General features: G+C 65.3%; 16 protein-coding genes and 2 pseudogenes. 11 read left to right on the top strand and 7 right to left on the bottom strand.

Translation table 11 applies throughout. The features are described from left to right. Positions 1-17: 17 nt before the first annotated feature. The 4 genes from AU252_RS14135 to AU252_RS14120 form a co-directional block, all read right to left on the bottom strand. Complete coding sequence (locus AU252_RS14135; RefSeq protein WP_058931272.1) at positions 18-1274, bottom strand: hypothetical protein; 1257 nt, start codon at positions 1272-1274, stop codon at positions 18-20. After that, positions 1271-1777, bottom strand: coding sequence for a hypothetical protein (locus AU252_RS14130; protein ID WP_058931271.1), 507 nt, complete (start codon positions 1775-1777; stop codon positions 1271-1273). The genes AU252_RS14135 and AU252_RS14130 overlap by 4 nt, the downstream gene beginning before the upstream one ends. A gap of 1 nt (position 1778) precedes the next feature. Next, entirely contained in the window at positions 1779-2621 is an 843-nt protein-coding gene (locus AU252_RS14125) for a hypothetical protein (protein WP_240484186.1), read from the bottom strand. An 87-nt stretch (positions 2622-2708) separates the two neighbouring features. Beyond that, a complete protein-coding gene (locus AU252_RS14120) occupies positions 2709-3185 on the bottom strand; it encodes a hypothetical protein (protein WP_058931269.1) in 477 nt (158 codons plus the stop codon). Positions 3186-3722: 537 nt separating this feature from the next. Here AU252_RS14120 and AU252_RS14115 point away from each other — a divergent pair. The 4 genes from AU252_RS14115 to AU252_RS14100 all read left to right on the top strand — a co-directional run bounded on the left by AU252_RS14115 (position 3723) and on the right by AU252_RS14100 (position 7235). Further along, the gene (locus tag AU252_RS14115; protein ID WP_058931268.1) at positions 3723-4466 is read left to right on the top strand and encodes a GAF and ANTAR domain-containing protein; all 744 of its coding nucleotides are present in this window, start codon (positions 3723-3725) and stop codon (positions 4464-4466) included. Between the two features lie 133 nt (positions 4467-4599). Continuing rightward, on the top strand, positions 4600-5007 hold the full coding sequence (locus tag AU252_RS14110) for a response regulator transcription factor (protein ID WP_058931267.1): 408 nt from the start codon (positions 4600-4602) through the stop codon (positions 5005-5007). 126 nt (positions 5008-5133) lie between these two features. Beyond that, positions 5134-6114 (top strand): phosphodiester glycosidase family protein, encoded by a 981-nt coding sequence (locus AU252_RS14105; protein ID WP_058931266.1) that lies wholly within the window; start codon positions 5134-5136, stop codon positions 6112-6114. A gap of 8 nt (positions 6115-6122) precedes the next feature. Further along, a complete protein-coding gene (locus AU252_RS14100; RefSeq protein WP_058931265.1) occupies positions 6123-7235 on the top strand; it encodes a bifunctional glycosyltransferase family 2/GtrA family protein in 1113 nt (370 codons plus the stop codon). A 17-nt stretch (positions 7236-7252) separates the two neighbouring features. Here AU252_RS14100 and AU252_RS14095 read toward each other — a convergent pair whose 3' ends face one another. After that, a complete protein-coding gene (locus AU252_RS14095) occupies positions 7253-8005 on the bottom strand; it encodes a lytic transglycosylase domain-containing protein (protein WP_058931264.1) in 753 nt (250 codons plus the stop codon). Positions 8006-8183: 178 nt separating this feature from the next. On the opposite strand from AU252_RS14095, the gene AU252_RS14090 reads away from it, so the two are divergent. From AU252_RS14090 to AU252_RS14080, 3 genes are read left to right on the top strand one after another with little or no spacing between them, the layout of a single operon-like run. Continuing rightward, positions 8184-8912, top strand: coding sequence for a DUF4956 domain-containing protein (locus AU252_RS14090; protein ID WP_083510400.1), 729 nt, complete (start codon positions 8184-8186; stop codon positions 8910-8912). Beyond that, positions 8909-9691 carry a polyphosphate polymerase domain-containing protein gene (locus AU252_RS14085; RefSeq protein WP_058931263.1) on the top strand — a complete coding sequence of 261 codons (783 nt, stop codon included), beginning with the start codon at positions 8909-8911 and terminating at the stop codon, positions 9689-9691. The genes AU252_RS14090 and AU252_RS14085 overlap by 4 nt, the downstream gene beginning before the upstream one ends. 33 nt (positions 9692-9724) lie before the next feature. After that, on the top strand, positions 9725-11332 hold the full coding sequence (locus tag AU252_RS14080) for a carbohydrate-binding domain-containing protein (RefSeq protein WP_058931262.1): 1608 nt from the start codon (positions 9725-9727) through the stop codon (positions 11330-11332). A gap of 163 nt (positions 11333-11495) precedes the next feature. Here the strand turns inward: AU252_RS14080 and AU252_RS14075 are convergent. Continuing rightward, positions 11496-11714, bottom strand: a pseudogene (locus tag AU252_RS14075) (dihydrofolate reductase); the annotation flags it as partial. A 169-nt stretch (positions 11715-11883) separates the two neighbouring features. On the opposite strand from AU252_RS14075, the pseudogene AU252_RS14070 reads away from it, so the two are divergent. The 4 genes and pseudogenes from AU252_RS14070 to AU252_RS14055 form a co-directional block, all read left to right on the top strand. Then, positions 11884-12165, top strand: a pseudogene (locus AU252_RS14070) (ISL3 family transposase); the annotation flags it as partial. Between the two features lie 68 nt (positions 12166-12233). Next, positions 12234-13148: an arginase family protein gene (locus tag AU252_RS14065; protein WP_083510399.1), complete on the top strand. Its 915-nt coding sequence runs from the start codon at positions 12234-12236 to the stop codon at positions 13146-13148. Between the two features lie 212 nt (positions 13149-13360). After that, the gene (locus AU252_RS14060) at positions 13361-13558 is read left to right on the top strand and encodes a hypothetical protein (protein ID WP_058931260.1); all 198 of its coding nucleotides are present in this window, start codon (positions 13361-13363) and stop codon (positions 13556-13558) included. 106 nt (positions 13559-13664) lie between these two features. Next, complete coding sequence (locus AU252_RS14055) at positions 13665-14510, top strand: alpha/beta fold hydrolase (RefSeq protein ID WP_058931259.1); 846 nt, start codon at positions 13665-13667, stop codon at positions 14508-14510. A 62-nt stretch (positions 14511-14572) separates the two neighbouring features. Here AU252_RS14055 and AU252_RS14050 read toward each other — a convergent pair whose 3' ends face one another. Continuing rightward, positions 14573-15760, bottom strand: coding sequence for a fatty acid desaturase family protein (locus AU252_RS14050; RefSeq protein WP_058931258.1), 1188 nt, complete (start codon positions 15758-15760; stop codon positions 14573-14575). Between the last annotated feature and the right edge of the window lie 7 nt (positions 15761-15767).

Raw genomic sequence — 15767 nt, 5'->3', positions numbered from 1 at the left:
GCGCTGGATTGAGGGGGTTAGAACCTGGAAGCAGGCGCCCCGCTGATCTGCGTGATTGGAAGCGGATTTCCCACGATGTCTGTCAATCCTGTTTGAGGCGTGTACCTCGGAATATTGGCTTGCTGAGTGGCATTGCCTGGATTGCCACTTGAGACGCTGCCAAGTGTGACTGTCAGTTGTAGGGTCGACTGGTCCCACGCCAGCGACGAGCCACCAAACTGCAGGTTGCCTGATCCATAGTAGGAAGCCCCCAAAGCAACTGACCCAAACCTGAGCGTGGGACAGCCACTGGTAGCCGAAACTGACAAGGAGTTGCTGCTGTTGATGGCGACTACTACCCCGGATCCAGTAATTGACTGGACGGGATTGGTGTTGTTCCAGTCGCTGCAGATGGATGATGCATCCAGGGCTTCGGAGAACTTGATGACCACCTTGTCGCCGACATCCACCTTGCCGTCTTTTGCGTTTCCGCTGCCGTTGAAGAGGGTAACTGCAGCTACCGAGGGTGCCCGCGTGTCCTTGGTTGTCGTGGCCGCTATTCCTGGCGCACTAACGTTACCCACTGCATCGGTGGCAACGGCTGTATAGCTGATAGTGCCATCAGCCAGGCCGGTGAGGTTGAAGTTGCTAACTGTCCACTGACCGGAGCCAGTGGCACTCACGGGTTGAGAAACTCGAAACGCTCCCCCGGCGTCGGTGGCGGTGACGGTCACGGACCAGCCGGCACCAGCAGTGCCGCTGACCTCAGCCCGGTCAGCATTGGCGATCTTCACGGGACTTGGTGGATCGATTGTCGGAGAGGCCAGCGGAGTTCCGGCCACTCCCCCGCTGCGGGCAGACTCCGGCCCCGCCCATGCTGCGAGCACAGGGGTCACGGTGTAGTACCAGGTGCCGGCCGGCAGCGCAGCCTCGCTGCAGGTCAGCGCTGTGACCGTGCCCTCACAGCCTCCCAACGCTGCAACCTTGGTACCGCCGGTCTCGGACGAGTAGCGGGCAACGGTGTAGCCGGAGACCGGCCGGCCCGCCGCCGTCGTGCTTTGGGCCCAACTGACGGAGGCGGCACCTGCCGAAGCGGACGCCGTCAGCGCGGCCACGGCAACGATGGCATCGGCCCCGGCGCCGCCGTTGTTGCTGCTGAGGGTCTGCCAGTAGGCGTCGGCCGCCGGGGCTCCCCAGGAAATCACGAGTGCCGCAGCCATAATGCTGGCAATGCGGGCCTTCCGGCGCGCCCGCGGCGGCTGCACGTGCGGCAGGGTCTGGATGGGGCGGCTCATTTCCGTGCCTCCAAAGTGACGGGCAGACTGAACGTGGCGCCCTGGCAGCCTGACACTGATGCCGTGGACATGGCGGCGGCGCCCGGCAGGGTGATCAGCACGGACGAATTCGCCGGAATACTCACTGTGGGGGCCAGCGGAGCGGCGGGTTCAACGAAGGTCACGCCGGTGGTGGTGCAGCCAGGGTGGCCGGCGTCCGCCGTCGCGGCCCCGTTGCCGCGGATGGCGTAGACCTGCACGGCGTGGCCGTTGGGGTTGAGCACCCGGACGGCAACATCGGCGGTGCCGCCCGGGGCAAGGGTGTTCTGCGGGCTGTCGCCCGCCACGAGGGCCTCTACGGTGACGGTGGCCATGGTGCCGTTGGTGGCAGCGCCGGATCCGGCACCCACCGTGGCCCAGTAGGCGTACGCTCCGCCCACTCCCGTGACGAGGCAGAGGGTGACGGTTGCTGCCGCAGTCCTGGCAGCCAGCCGTCGGGAGGTGGTTTTCGTTGTGCGTGTCATCTCAGTTCCCCTCTCCTGCTCCGGAGTAGGAGAACTGCAGGGTGGCACCCTTACAGCCGTCCTGGTTCAGCGCCGTGTCCAGCATGGCGATTTTGGGCCACAGTGCCGGAGCGATGCCGAGTGATTGGAGCGAGCTGGAGCCCACAGGAACCGTGAACGGATAGGAGCCGGCGTAGTTGGTCACCACGTAGTCCGACGCCGTGCAGGGAAGCGCTGCTGCCGCTGCCGCCTGCGTCCGGGTGATGCCGGTGATGGCGACGGACAGGCTGGTCAGCGCCAGGCTCTTGTTGTTGGGATTGGCAAAAGAAAGATTCAGCGGCAGCGTGGCACCCGGCGTTAGCTGCGTGCCCAGATTCCCGAAAATCGTGAAGGACTTCTTGGACGAAAGGACGTGCAGTTGGACCACGACGGCGGCGGCCTGGCTTGCGCCGGCGGCCGTGGCGATGGTCAGGTCCGCTTTGCCGTCCGGAGTGGTTGCCGACGTCGCCACCGTGAGCGTGACGGTGGCAGTCTTGCCCGAAGCGAGCGTCACCGACGCCGGTGTGAAGGCTGCCGTCGTACTGGCCGGCAGGCCCGAAACAGTGGGGGTGACGCTGCCGCTGAACCCGTTGGTGGAGGTCAGGGACACCGAATAGTTGACCGGTTCGCCCCGGTCAACCGTCCGGCTGGAGGGATTCACCTGGATGGTGACGCCCTTTGTGTTGTTGCCCTGGCTCCCGCCCTGGCTGGCCGCGAAGATAGTGCCCGCCGAAACGAGCATCACTACAAGACCCACCAGCAGCACCTTCGCTACGGTGGTGGTTCTTCGCATGACTGTGCGGAAGTACCCAGAATATTTCTGCACGTTCAGCCCTTCTGGCCTGTTCCTAATTGAGTGGGAGGAGGTGGAATTCGCCGGCGGGGAGGTTCTGCTCCTCCCCGCCGGCGAAGACTATTTGTCGCTCTCGAGAGTGAGCGTCACCGTTGCACCCTTGCAGGCGCTCTGGTCGACTGTTGCACTGTCTGCGAACGTCAGATCTCCTGTGCTCACCAACGCCGTCGCGCCTGCAGCGACGGCTACTCCACCAGCGACAACCGGAGCAGTCGGGGTGAACCAGGTAGTGTCGCAGGTGCCCGTGACACCGGCCGCAAGAGTGATGCTGACCGTGGGCGAAACACTGAATACGCGAGTTCCGGATGCGGTTTCATTCTCGGCGTAGTACTCCACTGGTACCGAGTTGCCCGGAGTCAGACCCTGGCTAAATTGGGCGGTCAACGCCACGGTGCCGCCGCCGTTCGAGTTGGCAGCGGAGCCTGAACCGTCGCCCGTGGTGGTCCAGTAGGCGTAGGCAGCGCCGCCGCCGCCGGCCACCAGTGCCAGGGCACCGGCTGCTGCCAGGACCTTGTTCTTCTTGGTCATTTTGCGCATGAGAGAGACTCCTTTGGGCTGGGGGTAAAGACAGATGCTGAGACGCACAGCCATCGGGAACCACTAAGGGACCTTGCTTCCGGCTGATCGATGACGCCCATACTTCCCGGCCCCATTGGTCCCAACAACGCGTAGCAGTACTGGACTTTTGCAGACCTCCTCGGCGACGACCTCTTGGATGAGGGGCAGGGTACTCGGTTTTCGTCGACGAGGCGTGAGGTGTCCGATGTGCAAGGACTCTCGTGCGGGCGTTCGGGAACCCGCCGCACTCCTTGTAGTTTCAAGCCCAGAGGCCTCACTGCCGGATCCCCGGCGGTGCCACCCGCACGGTAAGCAGGTAGTACTTGAGTCCCCCTGGCCTGGCCGCCTTGTGGCGCTTCCCAAGGCTCTGGCCTGTATATACTTCTGGATATCGGTTTAGCAGCAGGCCGTTGGACAGTTCGTCGATCCAGCGACCGTCGCCACCCTTTTGCCACTACGGCGGGTTGTGCGGAGGGTTGCCGGCTCCTTTGACCTGAGCGAATGGCACTAAGAACCGTGGCCAGCGAGTCAACAGCAAAAACAGCGACATCAATCACTGAGCACCTGCACGAAGAACTCCTCAACAGCTCCGACGTAGAGGAGTTCCTGGATGAGCTTGCCCGGGTGTCGGCCCGCAACCTTTCCGAATCCGGCGACGAAGTGCTGTGCGGTATCACGCTCCTGCGCCAGCGCAAGGCCGCCACTATTGCCAGCAGCGGCACCGCTGCCCGCGCTGTCAGCCAGATTGAATGTCAGTCCGAGCAAAGCCCGGGGATGGCTGCCTCGCTGGAGCAGGTGACGGTCCATGTTCCTGATGTGAACGACGAAGAGCGCTGGCCCGAATACTGCGAAGCCGTCCTGGACCAAGGCATCCGTTCAGTCCTGGCCATCCCGTTCCGGCTGGAGGGGGAAACCAAAGCCACCCTCCTCCTCTACTCCCACCGGACCTCCCGCTTCGAAGGCCGCGTCCTGACGGCTGCGGAGGACTTCGTCCGCCAAACCTCACTGGCCCTGCGGCTTGCGGTGCGTTTCGCGCATTACAGCGAGACTGCGGCGCATCTGCGTGCCACCCTCGAATCACGCACGGTGATCGACGTGGCGGTGGGCATCATCATGGCCCAGAACCGGTGCAGCCAGCAGGACGCGTTCGAACTCCTCAAAGCGGCGTCCAGCACCCGCAATTCCAAGCTGCATATCGTCGCCGCGGCCGTGGTGAATGCGCTGGGCCAAGGGCCGGCCCGGACCCATTACGACGGCTGAACCGGCCCACGGCCGGCGGCCAGCGAAGGGACCGCTGCGATGACCGGCGGGGCGGTTTGCGGAATATGTCATTGTGACGTTTTCCACCCCACCGGCCCCGTAAACTGGTGGCAAAGTTGGCTGAGGGGCTTTCATGGAAACAAAACGCATCTGTCTTGTCATCGAGGACAACGACGACATCCGCGGTCTCATCACGGTGGTCCTGACCCGCGCAGGCTTTTCCGTTCGTTCGGTTGCCAACGGCGCCGAAGGAATTGCCGCGGCCGCGGAACCCTCGGTTTCGCTGATCACCCTGGACTTAGGCCTGCCGGACATGGACGGGCACGTCGTAGCCCGGGCAATCCGTGCCTTAAGCACCGCTCCCATGCTGTTCCTCACGGCCAGGTCCGAGGAGGACGACATCCTGGCCGGAATGGCCTCCGGCGCTGCCGCCTACCTGACCAAGCCGTTCCACCCCAAGGAACTGCAGGACCTCGCACTGCGGCTCTGCCCGGCGGATACCCCCGCCCGCCAGCAGTCGACACCGCAACGGCAGCAGTAAGCCGCACCCTCGCGCCTGCCCGCTCTGCGCGAATTCGGCGCCGTCGGCCAACACTGCGTACCCTTTCACAGCCTCAGCACATCCTCGGCAAATCGAAGCGATAGCTTGGCTGCCTACAAATGAGGCATGACTCCTCTCAAGAACAAACCACGCAAGGGCAGCCGCGTCCGGCGCGCCATCGTCGCCGGGGCCGTGGCCCTGACGCTTTCGGCAGGAGGTGCCACGGCCTGGGCGCTGGACCGGTTTGTGGTCCAGCACGTGGAAATCTCGGACGTCTCCGCGTACCAGGCCAGCCAAACGGGAACGTCCACCAGCACGACGGCGGACACCACCACTGATTCCACCGCCAGCGCCGTCACCACGGACACCTCCTACGTGTCGGACAGCTCGAACATCACCATCTCCACGGTGACCACCGGCAGCGGCGACAGCACCGTCACCCACTACGTTGCCGACGTCGTGCTTCGCGATGCCACCACCCTCCAGTCAGCCTTCGCCAACAACAGCTTCGGCGAAAACATCACCGAAACCACGTCCGCCATCGCCGAGGCCAACAGTGCCGTCTTCGCCATCAACGGCGACTACTACGGCTTCCGCGACACCGGCATCGTGATCCGCAACGGCGTGGTGTTCCGCGACGACGGCGCGCGGCAAGGCCTGGCCTTCTACCGCGACGGCACCGTCAAGGTCTACGACGAAACCGCCACCACCGCCGAACAGCTGCTGGCCGACGGCGTCTGGAACACCCTCTCCTTCGGCCCGTCCCTGCTGGACAACGGCGAAGTGGCTGCGGGCATCGAGGACGTGGAGGTGGACACCAACTTCGGCAACCACTCCATCCAGGGCGAACAGCCGCGCACCGCTGTCGGCATCATCGACGAGAACCACCTGGTGTTTGTGGTGGTGGACGGCCGCAGCCCCGGCTACAGCGCCGGCGTCACCATGACCGGGCTGGCCGAAATCATGCAGGGCCTCGGCGCCACCACCGCGTACAACCTCGACGGCGGCGGATCCTCCACCATGTACTTCAACGGCGAACTGGTCAACAACCCGCTGGGTGAGAACAAGGAACGCGGCACCTCCGACATCCTCTACATCGCGGAGTAGGGCCCGCCATGATCATCCTGATCCCGGCGTACGAGCCGGACCAGCAGCTGCCCGCCCTGATCCGTTCCATCCGCGAAACCAAGCCGTGGGCCACCGTGGTGGTGGTTGATGACGGCAGCGGGCCTGAGTACAAGGCCGTGTTCGACGGCGTCAAGGCCCTCGGGTGCCACGTCATCGGGTACGCCCGCAACCGGGGAAAGGGCTTCGCGCTGAAGACCGGGTTCGGGTTCATCGCCGACCACCTCCCGGGCCGCAACGTGGTGTGTGCCGACAGCGACGGCCAGCACACCATCGTGGACATCCTGCGTGTGGCGGCCGCAGTCCAGCCCGGCTCACCGGCCATGGTCCTGGGAACCCGGAACTTCAACGGTAACGTCCCGGCCCGCAGCAGATTCGGCAACAGCGCCACCCGGCTGCTGTTCACCCTGGCCACCGGCGAGCGCATTTCCGACACCCAGACAGGCCTCCGCGGCTACCCGGCGTCCATGCTCCCGTGGCTGCGGTCCGTCCGTGGTGAGCGTTACGAATACGAACTGAACCTCCTGCTGGAAGCCAAACCGGCCGGCTATGCGATCACCACCGTGGACATCGCCACGGTCTATTTGGACCACAATTCGGCGTCCCATTTCCGGCCGGTGGCGGACTCTGTCCGCATCTACGCGCCGCTGCTGAAGTTCCTGGCGTCCTCCTTCGCGGCGTTCCTCGTGGATACCGTGGTATTCCTACTCCTGACGCTGGTGACCGACTCGCTGCTGGTGGCAGTGGTGGGAGCCCGGGTCGTAAGCTCCGCGGTGAACTTCCTGGTCAACCGCCGCGTGGTGTTCCAGCACGGCCGGGACAGACCTGCCGCCGCTGCCGGGGTGCGCTACTTCGGCCTGGTTCTTGTCCTCCTGGCCACCAACTACGGCCTCATCTCTGCCCTGGACTCGCTCTCCGTGGCCGCCCTGCCGGCAAAGATCCTGGCCGAAATCGCGCTCCTGGCCGTCAGCTATGTAGTGCAGCAGCGGTTCCTTTTCTCCAGGAACGCAGCGGGGAACACGGCCAGAAGCGCCGCACGGGAGGCTCAGAACCAGACTCTGGACCTGAGCCGCGGCCACCACCCCGGGAAGTTGCGCCGGTAGCCGGAGTAATGCTCGCCTTATCCGGTGGTGCCCGTCTTCTCGGCGTAGGAGGTGGCCTGGCGGCGCACCTGGTCCACGTAGGAATCGGACTGGTTGTAGGAGTAGATGGCCTCAGTCCATCCGTTCGCGGCGGTGAGGTCGGGGCCATGAGCGCATAAGTAACCGGCAGCGCTGAGGGCGGCATCGTCGATGTTGAAGGGATCCGCTTCTCCGTCACCGTTCCCGTCTCGTCCCGCAAGCTCCCAGGTGGAGGGGATGAACTGCATGGGTCCTACGGCGCGGTCCCAGCGAGCGTCGCCATCCAGGACGCCGTCGTCTGTATCAGCGATGGCGGCGAATCCGTTGCCGTCCAGGCTCGGGCCGACAATTGGTCCACTCGCCTGCCCTGCGGGGGTCAGGCTTCCGCCGCCGTAAGCTCCGTGGGCGGATTCGATGAAGCCGATCGCCGCCACCGTATTCCAGCCGATCCCACACGTCGGAGCGGAATGATTGGCCGCGCTGGCCGCACCCACGTAGGCCCGAAGCGCGCGGGCGGGTATACCGGTTTGTGCGGCAGCCAGGTTGAGCCACTCAGCGTCCGCGTTCCGAGTGATATTCACGGCAGTTGTAAGGCCGGTGGCGGGCGTTTCGAGTTTCGCCTCCGACCGTGGCGGAGGAGGAAGAGCCCCGCGGGCGTCCGCGCCGGACTGCCCGAGCGCCCAGAATGACACCGCGGTGATGACGCAAATCGCGAACACGCAGAAAACCGCAAGGCGTTTGAGTTGGAGCACGGGTTTGATCCTATCGATCGAAGTCCGCCAGGAGGAACGGCGGCTGCATGACTCCCGGGAAACAGCAGTGGAGCGCCCAGCCGGCACTCATATTCGTGCCTAGGTTCCGTCACAGCACCCGCACAGTATCGCCCGGGATCGTAGAGAACAGCCCACCAACAGATTCCGGAGAATCCCGATGACTTCCCTCATTTTCATCGCCGCAGACCTCGCGGCCATCAGCATCCTTACGTTCGTCCTCTACCTTCGCCGCCACCGGCGCCGCGACCTGGTGGTCTCGTACCTGGGCATGAACATGGGCGTCCTGGCCGTGGCCACCGCGCTGTCAGGCTCCGCGGCCGGGCTCGGCCTGGGACTTGGCCTCTTCGGCGTCCTGTCCATCATCCGGCTCCGGTCCACCGAGCTGGCCCAGCACGAGGTGGCCTACTACTTCTCGGCCCTGGCACTTGGCCTGATTGCCGGCCTCGGCATTGAACCCGTCTGGCTCACTGCCTCGCTGATGGGCCTGATCCTGCTGGTGATGTTCATCGGGGACCACCCTCGCGTGCTGCCCGCCCACCGGCACCAGACGGTGATTCTGGACCGGGCCCTGGCCGAAGACGGCGAACTGTACGCACGGCTCGAGGAAGTCCTGCACGGCAAGGTCCACTCCGCCACCGTCCAGGAACTGGACCTGGTCAACGACAAAACCATCGTGGACGTCCGCTACGCCTACACCCCCGCGGCCGCCCCGGCAGCCGTGGCGTACCTTCCGGCCATGACGACGGCGGCGCCCCGGCACGCAGTACCGGCACCTCCGGTGCCGTTCCCCGCAGAGGAACCGGTGCCGACGTCGTCCGCTCCCGTCCGTGCGGCAGAAACCGAGCGTGCAGCAGAACCCGTCCATGCCTCTGCCGGTGCGGCGTGAACGCCCCCGCAGGCGTCGTCAGCAGCCTCAGCGGACTGCCGGCCGTGGGGCTGGACGAACTGAACACCGAAGCCGCGCTGCAGACCCGGGTGGACCGCAAGTACGTGGTCCCCGAGGACGTGGCCCAGGAGCTCCTGGCCACGTTCGATGCCGAGGTCCGGGTCCTGGAGATGGACGGCTCCCGCTGCTTCGCCTACGACTCCGTCTACTTCGATACCGCGCAGCTGGACAGTTACCGCCTGGCCGCCCACGGCCGGCGGCGCCGCTACAAGGTCCGCACCAGGACCTATGTGGACAGCGCCATCAGCTTCCTGGAGGTCAAAACCGAAGGCGCCCGCGAAGCCACCGTCAAGGAACGCATCCCCTACGAGCTCACGGACCGTGCCCGGCTGACCGCGGAAGGCCTGCACTACGTCCACGAAACCCTCGCCGCCGCGGTGGGCGGGGCGCCGGACGGAGCCCTCGGGCCGGTCCTCGAAACCCGCTACCACCGCACCACGCTTTACCTGCCGGAATCCGGCAGCCGGGCCACCATCGATACCGACGTCACCTGGCAGCGGCCCGGCGAGCAGGCCTGGGTCCTGGACGGCGCCGTGATCCTGGAAACCAAGTCCGGCTCGGCCTCCGGCCCGCTGGACCGGCACCTCTGGGCCCACGGGATCCGGCCCTCCAGGATCTCGAAGTTCGCCACCGGCATGGCCGCGCTCTGCCCGGACCTGCCAGCCAACCGCTGGAACCGCACGCTCCGCCGCACCATGAACCTCCGCCCCGCCGCCTGACCCACCTCCCCACTGATCTCGAAGGAACACACCATGAACCGCTTCCGCACTGCTCTGTCCGTCACCGCCCTCGCCCTCGCCGTTGGGCTGGCCGGCTGCTCCGCCGCCGGCACCGCCACGGGAACGTCCATCACCGGGACCACCTCCACCGGCAGCACCTCCAACTCGTCCACCACGTCCGGCACGGCCCAGGCCGCGGTTTCCCTGGACACCCTCGCCGCCGACACACACTACGACGCCGACGACCTCACCTGGGACGCGGCCGCCGAAGTAGCCGTGACCCTGGCGGGCGACGCCAGCAGCGTTGCCTCCGGGACGTCGTCGGACGCTGTAACGGTCGACGGCGACACCGTCACCATCAGCGCGGCCGGCACCTACCGCCTGAGCGGCTCGCTGTCCGACGGCCAGGTGGTGGTGGCCGCAGGCGAGGAGGACGTGGTGCGCATCATCCTGGACGGCGCCGACATCTCCAGCTCCACCGGCTCGCCGTTTGTGGTGCAGAGCGCCAATGAGGCCATTGTTTTCCTTGAGGACGGCACGTCCAACTCGCTGAGCGACCCGTCCACCTACACGGACACCGCCGAGGACGCCCCGAACGCGGCACTCTACTCCATGGCCGATCTCACCATCGCCGGCACCGGCTCGCTGAGTGTGGACGGCAACTTCAACGACGGCATCTCCTCCAAGGACGGGCTTGTGCTGGCCGCCGGCAACGTCACCGTGAACGCCACCGACGACGGCATCGTGGGCAAGGACTACGCGGTCCTGCTCGACGGCGCCTACCAGGTGACCGCCGGCGACGACGGCTTCAAGTCGGACAACGAGGAGGACGAAGGCCGCGGCTGGGTCCTCATCAACGGCGGCACCCTGAACGTCAGCGCGGTGGACGATGGCATCAAGGCCTTCAACACGCTCACCATCGCCGCCGGCGTCACCACGGTGGCCAAATCCGAGGAGGGCCTGGAGGCCCAGCACATCGTGATGTCCGGCGGCACGGCCAGCGTCACCGCGAACGACGACGGTGTGAACGCCTCGGGCGGGGCCTCCACCTCCACTTCGGCCCAGGGCGGAATGGGCGGGGGCGGCGGCGAGATGGCCGTGGGCGACTACACCGTGGACATCACCGGCGGCTCGCTGACCATCAACGCGCAGGGCGACGGGCTGGACTCCAACGGCAACGCCAGCATCTCCGGCGGCACTGTCGTCGTCAACGGCCCCACCAACTCCGGCAACGGGGCGCTGGACGTCAACGGCGAACTGACCGTCACCGGCGGCACCGTGGCAGCGGCGGGAAGCGTGGGCATGGTGGTCACGCCGGGCACCTCATCGACGCAGTCCGGCGTGCAGGTCACGCTCGGGTCATCGGTTCCGGCCGGCACCGTGGTGCAGATCGCTGACTCCAGCGGCACTGTGGTGGGTGCTTTCGTGACCACCAAGACGACGGCGTCGCTAGTGTTCTCCTCGGCAGCGATCACTGAAGGCGAGGAGTACACCGTCTACACCGGCGGCACGGCCACGGTCAGCGCCGGAGTAGGCGAGGGCTCCCTGGACGGCGCCGATCAGGTGGGCACCGTGACCGCCGGCGAGTACACCGCGGCCCAGGGCCCGGGCGGCGGAGGCGGCTTCGGCGCCCGCCCCTAATCCCACCCCCACCCCACCTCCAACCCCTTCAGACGCTCTCTCACTTAACGCAGGTTTTTGACCAACGCTCTCTCACTTTTTTCAAGAAAGTGAGTGTGAATCGCTGCAAAAACGCCGCCATTTACCGCTGCGATTCACATACATAGATAGCGGACACGGATCATGTCATGTCGAAGACGTGGCGGCCGACGATTGTCGCCCCGATCTGGTCCCAGTACGGCCGGGTGTAGTCGTAGGACGTCTGCGACACCTTCACCTCGCCGCTCTCGTCCAACGGGACGTCACCGCTGGACAACCAGTCGAACAGCGGTCCGGGCTGGTCGTTCTCGTCCGCGACGAAGCCGTCCACCGACACCGAGCTGTACATGACCACCTTGCCCACGGGGCTCTCCTTTGATTTGGGGTGCCCCACATTAGCAGCTCTTCACAGTTGAGGGTGTAGCGGGCGTGTGATGTTGTCGGCGGCGGTGGTCGACGCGTCGGTGGCCGGGTAGGGGTCGAGGTCTCCCGAAGATGGAAGTTCTCACACTGCCCATCCGGAAGACCTCGACGTGCCTGACGCTACCCCTGGGGCGGGCTTGCCTGCCCTGAACTGACCGTGTTCTGCCGACTCGACGAGCTCGGTCTCGAAGTGACCGGGCAGCGGTTCGAGACGGACCGTGCTGTCTTGGCCTGTCGCGTCGTCGAGCCCGACGGGTCGGATGAGAGGTGGTCGCTGCGGATGCGAGGGATCGCCGCGCGACACAGTGACCCGGCGTCTGGCGCACGAGCCGCTGGGTTGGCGGCCGACCACGCTGGTGGTCACGATCCGTCGCTATCGGTCATCCGGATGCCCGCTAAGACGATCGCCTAGTGAGACGCCGATGTCGGGGGCGGGAGGTCGCTCTGGCAGGCTAGGAACGTGATTGCAATCCTGTCTGCACCAAGTAACCTCGGCCTGCGGCCTCCAAGACGCGGCAGTGTGCCCGGCACAGCCAAAGCACCCGAGGCCCTAAGAGAAGCCGGTCTATTCAAGCGGCTCGCACAAGTGGGGGCGATTGACGCTGGCGTAGTCCTTCCAGGTCGGTACGTCGATGACGACACCACTCGTTCGGCTGGCCATGTTCGCAACGAGGCTGCGATGGCCGAGCACGCCCATCGACTTGCCGATCGTCTGGCGGGTGTTATCGAAACGGGAAACACTCCGTTGGTGGTCGGCGGAGATTGCAGCCTCCTACTCGGAATCGGCCTCGCTCTCTCGCGGTGCGGCCGGACTGGCCTGGTTCATGTAGACGGCCACACTGACTTTCGGCACCCTGGCAACAGCGAGGAGTGCGCTAGCGTCGCCGGTGAAGACCTTGCCGCTGCCGTTGGCCTGCACTGGCCAGCAATCGCGAATATGGACGGATTCGGGCCGTACTTCCCCACTGCTCGTACCGTCCACATAGGGCACCGAGACGATGATGCAGAGGCTTCCGAAGCGCGTCGGAAACTGGGCCTCGTGGTCTCCGCTCAAGAAGCCCTTGCCCAGACGCCGGACGCCATCGCCGCTGCAGCTCTTGCAGTTGCGGGCGCTGGCTACTGGCTGCAGATCGACGTCGACGTACTCGATCCCAGCGTGATGCCAGCCGTAGACAGTCCCGCCCCAGGAGGATTCGCCGCGAATGAACTGACGGAACTTCTGGCTCAGCTCGCCCCATGGGCCATCGGGGCGTCAGTGACCGTGTTCGACCCTGACCTCGACCCCGACGGACGGTACTCCCGCGTAGTTACCGACGTCATTGCGGACGGTCTCGCGCGATTAGGTGTGGCTGCCTGGCCTCCCCACTCCCAGTAAGGGATCCCCTACCGGGCAACCGGGCGTATTTACGGCTGCAGAAACGCCGCCATTTAGCGCTGCGATTCACAAAAGTGAGAGAGCGTTGCGAATTAAGTGGCATTAAGTGAGAGAGCGTCCGGGGGGTGGGGAGGGGCGGCGTTTTTGGTCCTGTGAGCTTTCCGGTTATCGGCGCATACTTGAACGCACAGGCCACGCCATGGGAGGACACCATGAAGTTTCTCGGAGCACTGATTGTCATCTGGCTGATCATCGGAGGAATCGCCGCCTGGCAGCGCGGCTATTTCGGCGGGGCTCCAGGGTCCTGCGCCGCGGCGGGAACGGTGGCCGTGACCATCGTCGCCGGGCCCTTGAACTACCTGGGCGTCAACCCGCAGATCAACTGCGAGCTGCCCCAACCCACGCAGTAGCCACATCCTTGGCGCCCCGGCGCGTGGTCTCTAGAGTAGGGAATGCCGGGCGCTGGCTTTTGCTTGCGCCCGAAACTGATCCCGAAGCTTCGAAAGGACCGCCGAGATGGCATTCGTCACCGTTGGAACCGAGAACAGCACCGATACCGAGCTCTACTACGAAGACCATGGGAGCGGCCAGCCCGTTGTCCTGATCCACGGCTACCCGCTGGACGGATCCTCCTGGGAAAAGCAGACCACCGCCCTTCTGGAGGCCGGCTACCGCGTGATCACCTACGACCGCCGCGGCTTCGGCAAGTCCAGCAAGACCACCAGCGGCTACGACTACGACACGTTCGCCGCCGACCTCAAAACCCTCCTGGAATCGCTGGACGTCAACAACGCCGTGCTGGTGGGCTTCTCCATGGGTACCGGCGAGGTTGCCCGTTACCTGAGCACGTATGGCTCCGCCCGGGTGGCCCGCGCAGTGTTCCTCGGATCGCTGGAACCGTTCGTCCTGAAAACCGAGGACAACCCGGAAGGCGTACCGCAGGACGTTTTTGACGGGCTCACCGAAGCCGTCACCGCGGACCGGTACGCGTTCTTCACGCAATTCTTCAAGAACTTCTACAACTCGGACACGTTCCTGGGCACGCCGCGGCTCAGCCAGGAAGTCCTGGACGCCAGCTGGAAAATCGCCGCAGGAGCCGGCGCCACCGCTTCAGTCGCCGCGCAGCCCACCTGGCTGACCGATTTCCGCGGCGACATCCCCCGGATCGATGTCCCCGCGCTGATTGTCCACGGCACCGAGGACAACATCCTCCCCATCGACGTCACCGGCCGCCGGTTCGCCAAGGCCCTGCCGTCGGCGGAGTATGTGGAGATCGACGGCGCCCCGCACGGGCTGCTGTGGACGCACGCCGCGGAAGTCAACGAAGCCCTGCTCGCCTTCCTGAAGAAGCAGACCGGGTAACAAAACGAGTGGAAGGGCCAGGCGTTTCGCCTGGCCCTTCCACTCTTTAAGGCTTAGTCAGCTCAAGCCCTGGCAGCCTTGCCCGGCAGTGCCAGCCTAAAGATCTTGCCCCAGGTCGATCCAACCTGCTTCAGCAGGGGACCCGTGGTGTACTTCAGGCCGTAGCGCTCGCAGATTTCTCGGACCAGCGGCGCAACCTCGGCGTACCGGTTGGACGGCAGGTCCGGGAAGAGGTGGTGCTCGATCTGGTGCGACAGGTTGCCGGTCATCAGGTGCATGAACTTGGACCCGGAGATGTTGGCGGAACCAATCATCTGGCGGACGTACCAGTCCCCGCGGGTTTCGCCTTCCACCATTTCCTCGCTGAAGGTGTCCGTGCCTTCGGGGAAGTGGCCGCAGAAGATGACCGCGTGCGCCCAGACGTTGCGGACGGCGTTGGCCGTCAGCGTGCCGTAGAGGGCCTGCTTGCCTGAGCCGGTGAGCATGGCGACGGCAGGAGTGGCCGCGTAGTCCTTGGTGAACTGAGTGACCACCTTCTTGCCCAGCGCCTTGAGGTCCTTGAGCAGGGCTTCCTTGGACTTCTTGCCCTCTTTGAAATCGTTCAGCTCGAGGTCGTAGATGGCAATGCCCCACTCGAAAAGGGGTGCCAGGATCGCGTTGTACAGCGGGTTGCCCAGGTTCATGGGCACCCACGGCTGGCTCTCGTCCATGCGCAGGAGGTTGTACCCGACGTCGTTGTCCTTGCCCACCACATTGGTCCAGCGGTGGTGCAGGTCATTGTGGGTATGCTGCCAGGAGCGCGACGGGGTGACGAAGTCCCACTCCCACGTGGTGGAGTGGATATCCGGGTCCCGCATCCAGTCCCACTGGCCATGGAGCACGTTGTGCCCGATCTCCATGTTTTCGAGGATCTTCGCCAGGCTCAGGAGCGTGGTTCCGGTGACCCAAGCTGCCTTGTTCTTGCTCACCAGGAGAGCCGCCCGGCCCGAGATTTCCAGCCCGCGCTGGATCTTGATTACGCGCCGGATGTAGGCGGCATCGGACGCGCCGCGCTTGGCGAGGATATCGTCGCGGATCGCGTCGAGTTCGCGGCCCAGCTCAGCTACCTGTTCGTCGGTAAGGTGCGCTGCGGCAGGTGGACGCACCAGGGGGCTGCCGGACTCGGCCAGCGCTCCGGGGCGCGTCTTTGCCGCTCCGGTGGGGGCGGTGCTGCTTGCGGAATCTTTCTTGCTTTCTGAAACTACTGACATGCGGTAT

The sequence above is a fragment of the Pseudarthrobacter sulfonivorans genome (assembly GCF_001484605.1).
In the GTDB taxonomy this organism is placed as follows: domain Bacteria; phylum Actinomycetota; class Actinomycetes; order Actinomycetales; family Micrococcaceae; genus Arthrobacter; species Arthrobacter sulfonivorans_A.
This window is presented reverse-complemented; position numbering and strand designations above follow the sequence as displayed.

Excerpts from the sequence above, each read along its gene's own strand:
- AU252_RS14135 (WP_058931272.1), bottom strand. The coding sequence starts at position 1,274 with ATGAGCCGCCCCATCCAGACCCTGCCGCACGTGCAGCCGCCGCGGGCG.
- AU252_RS14130 (WP_058931271.1), bottom strand. The coding sequence starts at position 1,777 with ATGACACGCACAACGAAAACCACCTCCCGACGGCTGGCTGCCAGGACT.
- AU252_RS14120 (WP_058931269.1), bottom strand. The coding sequence starts at position 3,185 with ATGCGCAAAATGACCAAGAAGAACAAGGTCCTGGCAGCAGCCGGTGCC.
- AU252_RS14110 (WP_058931267.1), top strand. The coding sequence starts at position 4,600 with ATGGAAACAAAACGCATCTGTCTTGTCATCGAGGACAACGACGACATC.
- AU252_RS14105 (WP_058931266.1), top strand. The coding sequence starts at position 5,134 with ATGACTCCTCTCAAGAACAAACCACGCAAGGGCAGCCGCGTCCGGCGC.
- AU252_RS14100 (WP_058931265.1), top strand. The coding sequence starts at position 6,123 with ATGATCATCCTGATCCCGGCGTACGAGCCGGACCAGCAGCTGCCCGCC.
- AU252_RS14090 (WP_083510400.1), top strand. The coding sequence starts at position 8,184 with ATGACTTCCCTCATTTTCATCGCCGCAGACCTCGCGGCCATCAGCATC.
- AU252_RS14080 (WP_058931262.1), top strand. The coding sequence starts at position 9,725 with ATGAACCGCTTCCGCACTGCTCTGTCCGTCACCGCCCTCGCCCTCGCC.
- AU252_RS14060 (WP_058931260.1), top strand. The coding sequence starts at position 13,361 with ATGAAGTTTCTCGGAGCACTGATTGTCATCTGGCTGATCATCGGAGGA.
- AU252_RS14055 (WP_058931259.1), top strand. The coding sequence starts at position 13,665 with ATGGCATTCGTCACCGTTGGAACCGAGAACAGCACCGATACCGAGCTC.
- AU252_RS14050 (WP_058931258.1), bottom strand. The coding sequence starts at position 15,760 with ATGTCAGTAGTTTCAGAAAGCAAGAAAGATTCCGCAAGCAGCACCGCC.